This window comes from Pseudarthrobacter sp. PH31-O2 (assembly GCF_030063265.1).
In the GTDB taxonomy this organism is placed as follows: Bacteria; Actinomycetota; Actinomycetes; order Actinomycetales; family Micrococcaceae; genus Arthrobacter.
On record NZ_JASIST010000003.1, the window covers coordinates 220,594 to 234,332 of the forward strand.

15 protein-coding genes are annotated in these 13,739 nt (G+C 67.2%); 7 read left to right on the forward strand and 8 right to left on the reverse strand.

Features of this window, described 5'->3' with window-relative positions:
• Window positions 1–231 precede the first annotated feature (231 nt).
• The 3 genes from QMG72_RS06990 to QMG72_RS07000 all read left to right on the forward strand — a co-directional run bounded on the left by QMG72_RS06990 (window position 232) and on the right by QMG72_RS07000 (window position 2,625).
• A complete protein-coding gene (locus tag QMG72_RS06990; protein ID WP_226775515.1) occupies window positions 232–1,041 on the forward strand; it encodes a DeoR/GlpR family DNA-binding transcription regulator in 810 nt (269 codons plus the stop codon).
• Window positions 1,038–2,234: an N-acetylglucosamine-6-phosphate deacetylase gene (gene nagA / locus QMG72_RS06995; RefSeq protein ID WP_282360078.1), complete on the forward strand. Its 1,197-nt coding sequence runs from the start codon at window positions 1,038–1,040 to the stop codon at window positions 2,232–2,234. Before QMG72_RS06990 ends, nagA begins: the two co-directional genes overlap by 4 nt.
• A gap of 115 nt (window positions 2,235–2,349) precedes the next feature.
• Entirely contained in the window at window positions 2,350–2,625 is a 276-nt protein-coding gene (locus QMG72_RS07000) for a MurR/RpiR family transcriptional regulator (RefSeq protein WP_283480188.1), read from the forward strand.
• On the opposite strand, the gene QMG72_RS07005 is transcribed toward QMG72_RS07000, so the two are convergent.
• From QMG72_RS07005 to QMG72_RS07015, 3 genes are all read right to left on the reverse strand, one after another.
• Complete coding sequence (locus QMG72_RS07005; protein ID WP_283480117.1) at window positions 2,622–3,407, reverse strand: glucosamine-6-phosphate deaminase; 786 nt, start codon at window positions 3,405–3,407, stop codon at window positions 2,622–2,624. The genes QMG72_RS07000 and QMG72_RS07005 overlap by 4 nt on opposite strands.
• Window positions 3,408–3,559: 152 nt before the next feature.
• Window positions 3,560–3,940, reverse strand: a complete 381-nt coding sequence (locus tag QMG72_RS07010; RefSeq protein WP_283480118.1) for a DUF7793 family protein — start codon at window positions 3,938–3,940, stop codon at window positions 3,560–3,562.
• A gap of 131 nt (window positions 3,941–4,071) precedes the next feature.
• Window positions 4,072–5,115 carry an NAD(P)-dependent alcohol dehydrogenase gene (locus tag QMG72_RS07015; RefSeq protein ID WP_283480120.1) on the reverse strand — a complete coding sequence of 348 codons (1,044 nt, stop codon included), beginning with the start codon at window positions 5,113–5,115 and terminating at the stop codon, window positions 4,072–4,074.
• A 192-nt stretch (window positions 5,116–5,307) separates the two neighbouring features.
• Here QMG72_RS07015 and QMG72_RS07020 point away from each other — a divergent pair, with 192 nt between their 5' ends.
• Window positions 5,308–6,207: a helix-turn-helix transcriptional regulator gene (locus tag QMG72_RS07020; protein WP_283480121.1), complete on the forward strand. Its 900-nt coding sequence runs from the start codon at window positions 5,308–5,310 to the stop codon at window positions 6,205–6,207.
• On the opposite strand, the gene QMG72_RS07025 is transcribed toward QMG72_RS07020, so the two are convergent.
• Genes QMG72_RS07025 through QMG72_RS07035 form a run of 3 tightly spaced genes read right to left on the reverse strand, consistent with a single transcriptional unit; the run spans window position 6,176 to window position 10,367 of the window.
• Window positions 6,176–7,930 carry an acetyl/propionyl/methylcrotonyl-CoA carboxylase subunit alpha gene (locus QMG72_RS07025; protein WP_283480122.1) on the reverse strand — a complete coding sequence of 585 codons (1,755 nt, stop codon included), beginning with the start codon at window positions 7,928–7,930 and terminating at the stop codon, window positions 6,176–6,178. The two genes, QMG72_RS07020 and QMG72_RS07025, sit on opposite strands and share 32 nt — an antisense overlap.
• Window positions 7,930–9,567: a 5-oxoprolinase subunit B/C family protein gene (locus tag QMG72_RS07030; RefSeq protein WP_282360073.1), complete on the reverse strand. Its 1,638-nt coding sequence runs from the start codon at window positions 9,565–9,567 to the stop codon at window positions 7,930–7,932. Before QMG72_RS07030 ends, QMG72_RS07025 begins: the two co-directional genes overlap by 1 nt.
• A gap of 41 nt (window positions 9,568–9,608) precedes the next feature.
• Complete coding sequence (locus QMG72_RS07035; RefSeq protein WP_282360072.1) at window positions 9,609–10,367, reverse strand: LamB/YcsF family protein; 759 nt, start codon at window positions 10,365–10,367, stop codon at window positions 9,609–9,611.
• A gap of 371 nt (window positions 10,368–10,738) precedes the next feature.
• On the opposite strand from QMG72_RS07035, the gene QMG72_RS07040 reads away from it, so the two are divergent.
• Window positions 10,739–11,074, forward strand: coding sequence for a hypothetical protein (locus QMG72_RS07040; RefSeq protein WP_283480123.1), 336 nt, complete (start codon window positions 10,739–10,741; stop codon window positions 11,072–11,074).
• An 18-nt stretch (window positions 11,075–11,092) separates the two neighbouring features.
• On the opposite strand, the gene QMG72_RS07045 is transcribed toward QMG72_RS07040, so the two are convergent.
• The gene (locus QMG72_RS07045; RefSeq protein WP_283480125.1) at window positions 11,093–11,845 is read right to left on the reverse strand and encodes a LysR substrate-binding domain-containing protein; all 753 of its coding nucleotides are present in this window, start codon (window positions 11,843–11,845) and stop codon (window positions 11,093–11,095) included.
• 90 nt (window positions 11,846–11,935) lie between these two features.
• Here QMG72_RS07045 and QMG72_RS07050 point away from each other — a divergent pair, with 90 nt between their 5' ends.
• Window positions 11,936–12,340 carry a DUF5997 family protein gene (locus QMG72_RS07050; protein ID WP_282360068.1) on the forward strand — a complete coding sequence of 135 codons (405 nt, stop codon included), beginning with the start codon at window positions 11,936–11,938 and terminating at the stop codon, window positions 12,338–12,340.
• A 178-nt stretch (window positions 12,341–12,518) separates the two neighbouring features.
• Entirely contained in the window at window positions 12,519–13,148 is a 630-nt protein-coding gene (locus tag QMG72_RS07055; RefSeq protein ID WP_282360066.1) for a hypothetical protein, read from the forward strand.
• Window positions 13,149–13,202: 54 nt separating this feature from the next.
• Here the strand turns inward: QMG72_RS07055 and QMG72_RS07060 are convergent, their stop codons facing one another.
• A complete protein-coding gene (locus tag QMG72_RS07060; protein WP_282360065.1) occupies window positions 13,203–13,685 on the reverse strand; it encodes a pyridoxamine 5'-phosphate oxidase family protein in 483 nt (160 codons plus the stop codon).
• Window positions 13,686–13,739 lie beyond the last annotated feature (54 nt).

The following is a 13,739-nucleotide window of genomic DNA, read 5'->3' on the forward strand; positions in this document are numbered from 1 at the left end:
ACCGTAAGCGGTGCGGTCCTGACAATGAATCCAGCGGGTCCGGCTTGGTCTGTCAGGAGTACTTCGGGAACACCCCCCACCCCGGATGGGTCACCCCAAACCCGTAACCAACCCGTTACATCCCGGCCAGGGAAAAGCACAGCTATTGTCGGCACAGCAACGAGCTAAAGTGATTGAGTGGCGGTCTTTTCAATCAGAATCGATCGCTGCAGCTAAGAAATCGCTGCACCTATGAACAGGAACTACATGACACTCGACCGGACCGAGCGCCTCGCCGCCGTACTCGACCTGCTCGCCGAGTCCGGCCAAATTGAGGTGGATGACATCATCAGAAGCCTCGGCGTCTCAGCGGCGACAGCCCGGCGGGACCTCGACACCCTTGCAGCCCAGCAACTGCTCACCCGCACGCGCGGCGGGGCGATTGGGCAGTCAGTGGCGTACGACCTGCCGCTGCGCTACAAGCGCGAGCAAAACGCGCCGCAAAAGCTCCTGATCGCGCGCGCAGCAAGCGCGCTCGTGGCGCGCGGCGCCGTCGTCGGGCTCTGCGGCGGTACCACGAGCACAGCGATTGCCGGCGTGCTGGGCGCCAGGGCGGACATTATGGAGGCGTCCCCGCACGCCACCCTGACAGTTGTGACCAACGCACTCAACATCGCCGCCCAGCTGGCGATGCGCCCACAGATCAAGACGGTGGTCACCGGCGGGGTGGTGCATTCGCGCTCGTACGAACTTGTTGGCCCTTACAGCGACGCGGTGCTGCAGCAGGTGCGGATGGATATCGCGTTCATCGGCGTAAACGGCATAGATCCGCAGGCTGGCCCCACCGTAAACGATGAACGCGAGGCAGCCGTTAATTCCCTGATGGCAGCGCGCGCCAGCAGGGCCATGATCGTGGCCGACTCCAGCAAGATCGGCCGCATAGCCTTCGCCGGGTTGGGCGAACTGCACCGATTCGACGGGCTCATTACCGACGACGGAATCACCCCAAAGCAGCAGGCCGATTTCGCCGACCAGGGCCTCGAGGTGATTGTCGCATCATGAGCCGCCCTCCCACCTGCATCATCCATTCCGCCCGCCTGGTCACCGGCGGGTCGAGCACCGCCGACGCCTGGGTCGCTTTCACGGGCGATACCGTGTCCGCCGTCGGATCCGGCACCGGCTGGCAGGCTTTCGGCGCCAGGGCCGGGGAGATAACGGATGCCGCCGGCCGCCCGCTCGTCCCCGGCTTCATCGACATCCACTGTCACGGCGGCGGCGGGTTCGCTTTCGACGTTGAAACCAACGGGCACGCCGGACCCGATGCCATCGGCAAAGCCCTGGCCGTGCACCATCGCCACGGCACCACCCGCGCCGTACTCTCACTCGTCACCGCCCGCCAGAGCGACCTCGAGTCCCGGCTCGCCGCCGTCGCCGACGCGGCCGAAACGAACCCACTGGTGCTCGGCGCGCACCTTGAGGGACCGTTCCTCGACAACGACTTTCGCGGGGCGCACGACCCGGCGCTGCTGCGCTCCCCAGACGCCGAGTCGATCACACGGCTCCTGGCCGCGGCGAGGGGCCACCTTCGGCAGTTGACGCTCGCACCCGAACTGCCAGGGGCCGCGGCCGCCATCCGGACGCTTGTCGACGCCGGAGTCGCCGTGGCCGTCGGACACAGCTCGGCCGACTACGCCACCGCCCTGGCGGCGTTCGAGGCCGGCGCTTCGATCCTGACCCACGCCTTCAACGGAATGCAGGGCATCCACCACCGCGCCCCCGGTCCGGTTGCTGCCGCAACCCGCTCGCCCGGCGTCACGCTGGAGATAATCAACGACGGCGTGCACGTCCACCCGGAGGTGGTCCGCCTGGCCTTCGCCGGCGCGCCCGGCCGGATCGCCCTTATCACCGACGCCATGGCGGCCACCGGCTCCGAAGACGGCGAGTACATGCTCGGGTCGCTGGCCGTGACCGTGACCGGCGGAGTAGCCCGCCTCGCCGGCAACGGAACCGGTGGCGAGGGAGCAATCGCCGGCTCTACACTCACCCTGGACGCGGCCCTGCGCAGGGCGGTCGCCGAGGTGGGCATCCCCCTCGAAGAGGCGGTCACTGCCCTCACCGAGACTCCTGCCCGAGCCATCGGCCGCGGCCATGACCTGGGCCGGCTCGCAGTCGGCTACGCCGCCGACGCGGTGCTGCTGGCCGATGACCTCACGGTCGACTCGGTATTCGCGGCCGGTCGACGCCTGCCCGCCTAAGCCATGGCTCTTGGGGCGATCTTGTCGCATCCGGCCACGGCACCGCCTCCGCGGCCGTGGCCGTGGCCCCCAGCACACGACAGGGTAGAAAATAATTTTCGACTGTGGTTAAGAAATCGCCCGCGCCGCCGGGGCGACAACAGTGGGAATCACCAATTCCGCCGACTCACCGTTGGCCGAACACTGTGACTTTGTGCTCACTACCCAGGCGAGGGAGAACCGCTACCGCGCCGGCGCCATGTCCAGCCGCATCGCCCAGTTGGCCCTGGTCGACATTCTCTTTGTGCGCATCGCCCAATCCATGTACGACGATATGACGGAGTCACTTCGGCTCAGCTATGAGGCCGTTCAGAGCCACCGGATGCGGCCGGACGTCGGAACGGCGAATTAGATCCCTTGCCAGGCCGGCTTGTTAGCCCAGGCATAGCGGAAGTAGTCCAGGTTCGTAAGCCTGCCCGCCGCGGCCTCGTCGACGACGACAGTGACGTGCGGGTGCAACTGGATCGCCGAGCCGGGCTGGCTGGACGTAACCGGACCTTCCACGGCGGCGGCGATCGCCGTGGCCTTACCGTGCCCAAAGGCGAGCAGGACCAGGTGGCGGGCACGCATGATCGTGCCGAGCCCCTGGGTGATGCAGTGTATGGGCACCTCAGCGGGCGAGTCGAAAAAGCGGGCGTTGTCGGCACGCGTCTGGGGGGTGAGCGTCTTCACCCGGGTCAGTGATGCAAACGAGGAGCCAGGTTCGTTGAAGCCCAGGTGACCGGTGCGTCCGATGCCCAGTAGCTGCAAGTCCACACCCCCGGCGTCGACGATCGCCTGCTCGTAGTCGGCGCCGGCGGTGGGAAGTCCGGCCGGGTCCCCGCTGGGCACCCGGATCCTGCCTGGGGTCAGCCCGAGCGGCGCCACGACGTCACGGGAAATAACAGCGCGGTAGCTTTCCCGGTGCCCGTCCGGCAAGCCGACGTACTCATCCAGCGAAAAACCGCGCACCCGCGATACGTCGAGCGGTCGTGCGGCGAGCGAGCGGGCGAAGGCGCGATACACGGGAAGCGGTGTGGAACCGGTCGCGAGACCCAATACCGCCTCCGGCCTGGCCGTTATCAGCTCGCGGATAGCTCCGGCCACGAGTTCGCCCGCGGCATCCTCGTTCTCAACAACAATGACTTCGGCCATCGCGCATGCACCCTTCGAAGTGATCAATTATGACTCAATAGTAATAGTTATGATCACTAGTAATCATATTGGCGCGTTACACATCGGTATACCTGCGGTGTCCAGCGGTCGGCCTGCGCGAGGCGCCACGTGCCGCTTATCGGGTCCGCGCCCTACGTGCGGGTCTTGAGGATTTCCGCGAGCCACGTCAGGGCCGCGTTCCTGGAGGTAAAGAATTCGTGCGGATAACGGGTGTGCCTGGTCATGGCGGCAGCGATCACGCGGTCCACTGCACTGGATCCGAGGACCGCGATGGCCAGCACGCCTGAGGTCTGGGCAAACTCACGCCTGGCCGCGGCGCTGATTTCCACATCGGTCATTTCCGAGAGCATCGGCATCGGGATTCCGCCCGTGATCCGTTCCACGGCCAGCATGGCGTCCTTGGCGTCGTGGACGTCAACGACGGAGCCGGGGCGCCAGACGGATTCTATGATCCCGCCGCGGACACTCAGGGAGTTCTTACCCTCCGCGGCGAGGGTTCGTACAGGCATCATTATGATAATCCTAAGCCTCGACCGGACATCCGCACGACAGCAGCGCCCCGGGGCGGCGCGGCCGGCAGCCCGGTAAAGCTAAAAAGGGCCCGGCCGGTTCACGCCGGCCGAGCCCTTTTCCGCGGACGGGATTAGGCCAGCGTGGCGGTGTCAATCACAAAACGGTACCTCACATCGGAGGCCAGCACCCGCTCGTAGGCCTCGTTGATCTTGTCGGCCCCAATGACCTCGATCTCGGCACCGAGCTTGTGCTCGGCGCAGAAGTCCAGCATTTCCTGGGTCTCCCGGATGCCGCCGATCAGCGAGCCGGCGAAGGACCGGCGGCCACCGATCAGCGAAAAGACGTTCAGCGAGAGCGGTTCGGCCGGGGCACCGACGTTGACCATGGCGCCGTCGACGGCCAGCAGGGACAGGTAGGCGTCCAGGTCGATCTTCGCGCTGACCGTGTTCAGGATCAGGTCGAAGGAGCCGGCCAGCTGCTCGAAGGTGGACGTATCGCTGGTGGCGAAGTAGTGGTCAGCACCCAGGCGCAGCCCGTCCTCCTGCTTCTTCAGGGACTGCGAGAGCACCGTGACATCAGCGCCCATCGCGTGTGCGATCTTGACGGCGACGTGGCCCAGCCCGCCGAGGCCAACAACCGCGACCTTTTTGCCGGGGCCGGCGCCCCAGTGGTTCAGCGGCGAGAAGGTGGTGATGCCGGCGCAGAGCAGCGGCGCGGCGACGTCGAGTTCCAGGCTGTCCGGAATCCGGACGACAAAGTCCTCGGTGACCACAACGTGAGTGGAGTAGCCGCCCTGGGTGATCGTTCCGTCGCGGTCCACGGCGCCGTAGGTGCCGATGTTGCCCTTGACGCAGAACTGCTCCTCACCCTTCAGGCAATTGACGCATTCGCGGCAGGAGTTGACCATGCAGCCGACGCCGACCCGGTCGCCGACGGCGTGCTTCGTGACGGCGGAGCCGACCTCGCTGACGATGCCGGCGATTTCGTGCCCCGGGGACAGCGGGTACTGCTGCGGTCCCCAGTCTCCGCGGACGGTATGGATGTCAGAGTGGCAGATGCCGGCGAACTTGATGTCGATCAGGATGTCGTGCGCGCCAACGTCGCGGCGTTCGATGGTGGTCGGAACGAGGGGTTCCGTTGCGGAAGTGGCGGCATAAGCGTTAACGGTAAGCATGGGTCTCCTGTTTGTGGGGTTCAGGGGGAGTTTGCCCCGGCGTTCGGCACCGGTGCGGTGCGGCCTGTGGGCCCGGACGTCATCGGGGGCACTCTCCATCAAACACCAACCCGTTGCCGTTCAGGGAGTCACTGCCAGTACCCCTACCAGCAGGGCCTCCCTGGCAGGGCCCTACCCTCTAACGTTATAGGCATGGATAATCAGAGCGAGACCCGGGACTTCCTTGCCACCCGGCGGGCGAAAATAACCCCCGAACAGGCGGGATTGCCCGTCTCCGGCGGCAACCGCCGCGTCCCCGGACTGCGGCGCGGCGAGGTTGCCCTACTGGCCGGGGTGAGTGTCGAGTATTACACGCGGCTGGAACGCGGGAACCTCGCCGGAGTCTCCGAGGGAGTACTGGAAGCGCTGGCGCGGGCCCTTCAGCTGGATGCGGCGGAGCAGGCGCACTTGTTCGATCTGGCCAGGGCCGCGGGCAACAGCCGCAGGCCCCAGCGCCGCCGCGCGGCCGCCCAGCCGGTCCGTGCCGGCGTGCAGTTGATGCTCGACGCGATCGCGAACGCACCGGCTTTTGTGCATAACGGGCGACTGGACATCCTCGCGGCCAACCAACTCGGCTTCGCCCTGTATTCGGAGATGTTCGCCGGCCCCGTCCGGCCGGCCAACCATGCCCGGTTCATCTTCCTGGACAACCGCGCGTACGGCTTCTACCCGGACTGGGACCGGGCCGCTGACGACACCGTGGCGATCCTGCGCACCGAGGCCGGCCGCGACCCCTACGACCGCGGCCTTACCGACCTGGTCGGGGAGCTCTCCACCCGCAGCGAGGAGTTCCGCACCCGGTGGGCGGCGCACAATGTGCGCCAGCACTACACCGGGCGCAAGCATCTCCGCCACCCCGTAGTGGGCGATCTCCACCTGATGTACGAGGCCTTGGATCTCTCCGCCGACGCCGGGCTGTCGCTGCTTGTTTATACCGCCGAGCCCGGTTCAAGCTCAGCGGATGCCGTCCGGCTGCTGGCCAGTTGGGCCGCTAGCGGGCAGCCAAAGGCTCAGCCGGCGCCTAGCCAATCAGAGCCAGCACCGCTCCAGTAGTGACAACGCTGCCGGCTTCCGCGCGGACGCCGGTCAGTGTGCCGTTGCGGTGGGCGGAGACCTGAGTTTCCATTTTCATCGCTTCCAGCACAACAACGGGGTCCCCCGCCGCGACTTCGGTGCCCGGTTCCACAAGCCACTTCACTACGGTGCCGGCCATGTCGGCCCGCAGTTCTCCCGGGTCAACGGGGGCCGGTCCGCCACCGGAGGCCTCCGCCAGGGAGATCCGCTGCGGGAGGGCGCCGCCGGAACGTGCCCAGCCGTCCAACAGTTCAGCCGGCAGCCCGACTGCCATCCGGCGGCCGTCCACCTCGACGGTGATGGTCCGGCGTTCGCCGTCGGGAACCGAGGTGCTGTAGCCCGGGTCGGCAGGGACACGGTCCGCGAAGTCGGTTTCGATCCAGCGGGTGTGGATTCCCAGGCCGGCTTCAGAGGTGAAGTCCGGGGATTCCAGCACGGCACGGTGGAAAGGCAGGACGGTGGCCACACCGGTGATGCTGATTTCGGCGAGGGCCCGGCGGGCACGGCGCAGGGCCTGCTGGCGGTCGGCGCCGGTGACGATCAATTTTGCCAGCAGCGAGTCAAACTGCGGCGGAACGAAGGAGCCCGCACGGACACCGGTGTCGAGCCGGATCCCCGGGCCGGTGGGGCCGTGGAACTCCTCTACCGTGCCGGGTGATGGCAGGAAACCGCGCCCAACATCCTCGGCATTGAGCCGGAATTCGAACGAGTGCCCCCTCGGTGCCGGGTCCGCCGTGAGGCGCAACCGCTCCCCCGCAGCGATCCGGAATTGTTCCTGCACCAGGTCGATCCCGGTGGTTTCCTCCGTGATGGGATGCTCCACCTGCAGTCGGGTGTTTACCTCGAGGAATGCCACCGTGCCGTCCGCGGCAACCAGGAATTCGACAGTGCCCGCGCCGGAGTAGCGGGCTTCGCGGCAGACGGCCTTCGCGCCGTTGTAGATCTGGAGCCTCTGGTCCTCGCTGAGGAACGGCGCGGGGGCCTCCTCCACGAGCTTCTGGTGCCGGCGCTGAAGCGAGCAGTCGCGGGTTCCGACGACAACGACGTTGCCGTGCGTATCCGCGAGGATCTGCGCCTCGACGTGCCGCGGACGGTCCAGGTAGCGCTCCACAAAGCAGTCGCCGCGGCCGAACGCGGCGACGGCTTCCCGGACGGCCGAGTCAAAGGCTTCCTCGACTTCGTCGAGGGCGCGGACCACCTTCATCCCGCGGCCGCCGCCGCCAAAGGCCGCCTTGATGGCGATCGGCAGTCCGTGCTGTTCTGCGAAGACGCGGGCCTCGGCGGCGGATTCGACCGGGCCGGCACTGCCTGCGACAAGCGGGGCACCGGCGCGCACGGCCGCCTCGCGGGCAGTAATCTTATTGCCGAGCAACCGGATGGCCTCCGGGGTCGGCCCGATCCAGGTGAGTCCGGCATCGAGGACGGCCTGGGCGAATTCGGCGTTCTCCGAGAGGAAGCCGTAGCCGGGGTGAAGGGCGTCGGCGCCGGATTCGGCCGCTGCTGCCAGCAGCTTGGGGATATTCAGGTAGGTCTCGGCCGGTGAATTCCCGCCCAGGGCATAGGCCTCGTCGGCGACGGAAACGTGCAGGGCGTCGGCATCGATGTCCGCGTACACGGCGACGGAGGCCAGCTGTGCGTCGTCACAGGCCCGGATGATCCGGACGGCTATTTCACCGCGGTTGGCGATCAGGACCTTGCGCATCAGTTACTCACTTCTTCTTTGGGGGTGGCGGGTTCAGTGGCCGGATTGTCCGCCCAGCGGAAGCGGATCCGGCCGCCGATCGGGACCTGGGCGGCGAGATCCAGCTGGGAATCGACCACCACGGCAATCACGGGGTAGCCGCCCGTGATCGGATGGTCGGCGAGGAAGAGGACGGGAAGCCCTTCCGGCGGGACCTGCAGGGCGCCGGCGACTGTGCCCTCGCTGGCGAGTTCGCCTTGCCGGCTGCGCTGCAGCGCAGATCCCTGCAGGCGCATGCCGACCCGGTTGGACTGTGGTTTCACTTCCCACTCCTGGCCGCAGAAGGACGCCAGGGCTGCGGCATCGAACCAGTCGGCACGGGGACCGGGGACAACGTCGAGCACCGTCACTCCGGCGCCCGGGAAGTCCGGCTGCAGTTCGGGATGCCCGACGACGCCGGATTCGGCTTCGCCGCCGGCGGCGAAGAGCTGGCCGGCGGCCAGCGGTGCGGGGCCGATCCCGGACATGGTGTCAGTGGAGCGGCTGCCCAGCACCGGGGAGCTGTCTACGCCGCCGCGAATGGCGAGGTAACTGCGGAAACCACGTTCCGGCGCGCCGATGGTCAGCGTTTCGCCGTCGAGCAGGGCGAAGGGTGTGGCCATTGGGACAGTCCGGCGGGCGGCCGCACAGCCATCCGGGGGCAGTGATTCGATGGCCAGATCCGATGGCGCCCCGGCGACCGCGAGGACCTGGTCGCCGACTGCCTGCACGCGAAGGCCTCCCGCGACCGTTTCGACAGCGGCGGCCGACGGCGCGTTCCCGACAATGCGGTTGGCCCGGCGCAGCGAAGCCCGGTCCAGCGCCCCGGCGGCGGAGACGCCCATACCGGAGTGACCGTGGCGGCCAAGGTCCTGGATCAGGCTCTGCAGACCCGGCGAAACAACCCGCAGGCCGGATTCCACCCAGGCATCGGCAACCCCGGCCGAGGGTTTCGGGGCCAGCTCCACGGCGTCCCGGACCGCGCGGAACTGGACCCGGTGGCCGGGGGAGGCAAGCGCGGGCTGTTCCCGGTCCAGGTCCCACATGCCGGCGCCGGTCCGGCCGATCAGCTGCCACCCGCCGGGTGAGCGGCGCGGATAGACGGCCGAGTAATTGCCGGCCAGCGCCACCGAACCTGCCGGCACCGCGGTGCGCGGCGAGCTGCGCCGAGGGACCTCGAGGGACTGGTTTTCCCCCACCATGTAGCCAAAGCCCGGGGCGAACCCGGCGAAAGCCACGGTCCAGATCTGCCCGGTATGGGCTGCGATCACGCCGTCGGCCCCAAGACCGGTCAGTTCCCCGGCTTCGGCGAGGTCCTCGCCGTCGTACACCGTATCGATGACCACGAGCTCGCCGTCCCGCTGCGCGGGCGCGGTGAGGTCGAGCTGGAGCAGTTGCCGGGCGATCCGCCGGGCGGACCCGGGCGAGTCAGCCATGACCAGCACAGTTTCGGCTGCCGCGAGGACGTCCAACTGGCCCGGCAACGGGTTCTCGAGCAGCATTCCCTGCAGGGCCAGCACATCTTGGGTTCCGGTAAGTTCGGCAAGTACCGCACGGGTTCCCACCGCCCGCACAAAGCGGACCTTTTGTACTGCCAGGGTTTCCATAGCTGCTTTCATCGTTGCCGGTGCCTTGAACTGGATACGAACCGCGTCTGCGGCTAAACGAACGAGGCAGTGTTGATGCCCGCGGCGGACAGGGCCGCGCGGACCTCCGCCGCCATGCTGACGGCGCCCGGGGTGTCGCCGTGCACGCAGATGCTCTCGGCGCGGATCTTCAGGATGGAGCCGTCTATCGTGCGGACGGTTGAATCGGAGGCCATCCGGAGGACATGCTCGGTGACCTCCGTATGGTCGTGGAGGACGGCTCCGGGAAGCGTTCGGGACACCAGGGTGCCGTCCGGATTATAGGCCCGGTCCGCGAAGGCTTCGGTCACGGCACGGAGCCCGGCAGCCTCTGCGAGACGGAGCACTTCGGATCCGGGCAGGCCCAGGATGGGCAGGTTCGGATCCACGGACTTCACGGCGTCGACCACGGCTTTCGCCTGCGCTGTGTGCGCGACAATTGCGTTATACAGGCCGCCATGCGGCTTGACGTAGGTGACAGTGCCGCCCTCGGCCGCGGCCAGGGCCTGCAGCGCACCGATCTGGTAGACGACGTCGTCAGCCAGTTCAATCGGGTCGATGTCCAGGAAGCGGCGGCCGAAACCGGCGAGGTCACGGTAGCCGACGTGGGCACCGATCACAACGCCGGCGGCGACCGCCTCGCGGCAGGTCCGGCGGATGACGCTGGGGTCACCGGCGTGGAATCCGCAGGCCACGTTGGCGCTGGAGACTGAGCCGAACATCGCCGTATCGTCGCCCAGGCTCCAGCGCCCGTAGGACTCGCCAACGTCGCTGTTCAGGTCAATGCTTGCCATTTGTGATCCTCATCTCATTGCTGCTCTTTAATAAGGATGCACTAAATATACGAATTGTTCAACAATTCTTCGAGTCGGTGATGCGGCGCCGATACGGGACCTCGCGCAGAACAAGCTGCGGCCGCGGTCCGGGCAGGTGTGCCGCCAGTTTCCGCCGGAGTTTCTTCAGCCGAAGGGAGTCCCGCCGCCCTCGTTGTGGCCACCCAGGATCCTGCCGGCGCCGACACAACAGAACTGGCCTCCGGTGATACGGGCCCGTTCGTTGCAGCTTTTCCGCACCGCGTGAGCCGGCGGTGGCGTCGTTTTCCATCGAACCGTGGACAAGCGCCGGCGGCCGGCTTCGGGCAAGCGTCCCTTGCTAGGGTGGATAAATGAAACTTCCCCTCGCCGCCCTGTCCGCTGCTGCCCTGATGATCGCGCTGACGGGCTGCGGGCAGGTGCAGGACGCCGCCAACAAGGCCGTCAGCGACGGCGCCTCCCAGGTCGCCACAGCTGCCGGGAGTGAAATCAAAAAGCAGGCCTGCTCCCTCGTGGCGGACGGCCTGGTCAGCGTGAAGGACAAGGAAGTGCTCGGCAGCCTGGTCTCCGGCGCGGAGAAAGCGGGAGTTCCCGCGGAGATCGTCACTCCGCTGCGCCAAATCGCCGACTCCGGGGATCAAGCGCCGGCCGAGTCCGTCCAGGCTCTCCAGGACGCCTGCGCCAAGTAGCTCCCGGGCAGCGGCTCCTTAGCGCTTGCCTCTTTTCCTGGACCCTTTCCCGCGGCCCTTATCCGGATTCGGGGCGTACCGCTGCGCCACCTTTGGCTTCTTTACGGCAGGGCCGCGCCGGTCAGGCTTCGGTTCCTTTTTGGGCTTTTCCTGGTTGGCCGAGGGCTGGCGGGAGCTCGCGGCAGTGCGGCCGCGGACAATTCCGATGAACTCCTCGATCACTTCATCAGTGGTTTCGCTGCGCCACGCCACTGCGATCTCCGTGGCGGGCGCCCCGGTCAGTTTGCGCGCCACAGTGTCCTTGACGTTGAAGTGGCGCGCCACGGACATGGGCAGGATCACGAGGCCAGCCCCCGTCGCCACCACCCGCAAGGCCATTTCGGGGCCGCCAAGTTCGGCGACGTCCAGGAACGACTCCGTAGCGAGATCGGCCAGCGCCACTTCCTCGAACACGGAAATCTCATGTCCCTTGGGCGCCACCACCACGGCCTGTTCCTCGTACAGGGCAATAACGCTCAAACCCTCGCGCTCCACGGGCAGCCGGACAAAGCTCAGGTCGGCGGAACCGTCGCGCAGCACGGCGAGCTGGGTGCCGTCGTCGGACATAAAGGAACGCAGCGGAACATCAGGCATCCGCTCTTCCCAGCGCCGCGTCCACTTGCCCGGCGTTACGCCGGCGACGTAAGCGAAACGCAACTCCCGGGCGGCTGCTTCGGCCGGGACGGCGGTGGCTTCATCGGGGGTCTGGGGAGGTTCTTCTGCTGCGGACACATGTTCACAGTACCGCCCGGCCCGGCGCATGGCGGGTGTCAGGGTTCAGTGCCGGTGCCTGCTCCCGCTCTGGCCGGATACCCTTGAACCATGACCTCTGCAAACTCCCAGTCCATGAAGCCGGCCACCGTTGCCAAGAAGCTTGGCATCTACCTGCCCGCAACACCCCAGGAGTTCCAGGATTCGGTTATCAGCCGCGCCGATTTCGCCGAGCTCCAGGCCACCCCGCCGGAGTGGCTCGCGGAACTTCGCCGCAACGGCCCGCATCCCCGCCCGGTGGTCGCCCAGAAGCTTAACGTCTCCATCAGCGGCCTGGCCCGCGGCGGCGTCGAGGAGGCGTTGACGACGGCGGAGATCACCGCGCTGCTGCAGGCGCCCCCGGCTTGGCTGGTCGCCGAACGCTCCACCCACGCCGCCGTCCGCGCCGAAGCCCAGCGGGTCAAGGATGAAGCCGCGAAGAAGGACACCAAAACCGCACGCAACTCGGCCGAATAGCCGCTGAAGGCGGCGGGGCATGCTCAGTCCCGGTGAGGCCGGATAAAGTCCCCGCAACCGTCGTCGAAAAACTGACACCCTCGGCCCCCAGCTGACCATTGACGGCCCGCCGTCCATGGACTCCAATGGAATCAGTGGAACCGCGCCCGCACCGGGCCGAATCCCTGGAGGTGTTGGAATGGCGTCACCGTTCTTGTCCGCCCCGTTCGCGTTATGGCAATTCCTGGCGCTGGCCGCCGTTGTGGTGATCGCTGCGGGAGCCTCGGTCTACCTGGTCCGCAAGCACAAGGCCGCAGAGGATGGCCTGCCGGATGCCGTTTTCTGGGATGCTTTCGCCGGGCTCGCCGTCGCCGTTCCGGCGGTAATCCTCCCCGCCCTGGCGGCACCTTGGGCCGGGCTCCTGCTCGCCATTCTCGCCGCCGCCGCGGCTGCCGCCAGCTACCTGGGGACGCCCGGGATCGTCGAAAAGACGGCGGCCCGCCGCTTCGCCCGGGTGACTGCTGGCCGCAACGAACTCGCTGCCGCCCGGCACCGCGGCGCCCTGGCACGCTGGCAACGCTACGAACTCGACCCCGCGCATTGCATCGATTACCCCGCCATGAGTGACCCGCGGCAACCGGAGACGGCTGTCCTGATCCGGGCCATCAAGGCAGCAGAGCTGCTCCGGGGCGGAACCGATCCCGGTTACGCCCCGGCTGTCGCTCGCCTGGAACAAGCCCTCGCCGAGGCCGAACGCGCCGCCGGGGTGCAACAGACGGCCCCGGTCCGCACCGCCGCCTTGGTGACGGCGGATCCCGTGCTCGGCTGACGCCGCCGGCAACTCACCCGCGCGCGGCAACGCTCCGCTGCAAGCGGACCAGTATTACAGCTCCACAGTGCCGCTTTCGCCCACGCTCATCCGGTTGTGCATAACCTTGGACTTAACCCATTGGAGTACAGTCGCGGCCGTCCCGCCAGGGCTGGTCCAGTACTCGGCAGAGTCCGAATCGACATGCAGCAGCACCACGTCGGGGGTATCCGGACCGTCCGGGAACCAGGCCTCGACCATCTGGTTCCAGAGCCCATGGATCTTCGTCGGGTCCGTAACAACCTCGGCCGTTCCGGCCACGGACACCCATTCCGTCCCCTTGCCGAAGGAGACGTTGACGGCCGGATGCGCCCGGACGTGGGCTACCTGGGAGGTGGTGGCGGAGGTGAAGAACCACATATCCCCGTCCTCCAACACGTCCTGGACGGCAAGCGGCCGGCTGACCAATGCGCCCTCGTTATTAACTGTGGTGAACATTCCGATCCGCGAATCGTTGATGATGTCCGTAACTTTGCTGATGTTTTCTGCGTCCGACATGCTCTCACCTCGTTCAGGTTCCGAACGGGGGAAGGTCCCCCTTTCGACAGCCTA

What these genes read in the sequence shown, in the direction of transcription:
- QMG72_RS07040 (WP_283480123.1), top strand. Translation starts at nt 10,739, where the DNA reads ATGAAACTTCCCCTCGCCGCCCTGTCCGCTGCTGCCCTGATGATCGCG.
- QMG72_RS07055 (WP_282360066.1), top strand. Translation starts at nt 12,519, where the DNA reads ATGGCGTCACCGTTCTTGTCCGCCCCGTTCGCGTTATGGCAATTCCTG.
- QMG72_RS07035 (WP_282360072.1), bottom strand. Translation starts at nt 10,367, where the DNA reads ATGGCAAGCATTGACCTGAACAGCGACGTTGGCGAGTCCTACGGGCGC.
- QMG72_RS07060 (WP_282360065.1), bottom strand. Translation starts at nt 13,685, where the DNA reads ATGTCGGACGCAGAAAACATCAGCAAAGTTACGGACATCATCAACGAT.
- nagA (WP_282360078.1), top strand. Translation starts at nt 1,038, where the DNA reads ATGAGCCGCCCTCCCACCTGCATCATCCATTCCGCCCGCCTGGTCACC.
- QMG72_RS07030 (WP_282360073.1), bottom strand. Translation starts at nt 9,567, where the DNA reads ATGAAAGCAGCTATGGAAACCCTGGCAGTACAAAAGGTCCGCTTTGTG.
- QMG72_RS07050 (WP_282360068.1), top strand. Translation starts at nt 11,936, where the DNA reads ATGACCTCTGCAAACTCCCAGTCCATGAAGCCGGCCACCGTTGCCAAG.
- QMG72_RS07010 (WP_283480118.1), bottom strand. Translation starts at nt 3,940, where the DNA reads ATGATGCCTGTACGAACCCTCGCCGCGGAGGGTAAGAACTCCCTGAGT.
- QMG72_RS06990 (WP_226775515.1), top strand. Translation starts at nt 232, where the DNA reads ATGAACAGGAACTACATGACACTCGACCGGACCGAGCGCCTCGCCGCC.
- QMG72_RS07020 (WP_283480121.1), top strand. Translation starts at nt 5,308, where the DNA reads ATGGATAATCAGAGCGAGACCCGGGACTTCCTTGCCACCCGGCGGGCG.
- QMG72_RS07015 (WP_283480120.1), bottom strand. Translation starts at nt 5,115, where the DNA reads ATGCTTACCGTTAACGCTTATGCCGCCACTTCCGCAACGGAACCCCTC.
- QMG72_RS07025 (WP_283480122.1), bottom strand. Translation starts at nt 7,930, where the DNA reads ATGCGCAAGGTCCTGATCGCCAACCGCGGTGAAATAGCCGTCCGGATC.
- QMG72_RS07005 (WP_283480117.1), bottom strand. Translation starts at nt 3,407, where the DNA reads ATGGCCGAAGTCATTGTTGTTGAGAACGAGGATGCCGCGGGCGAACTC.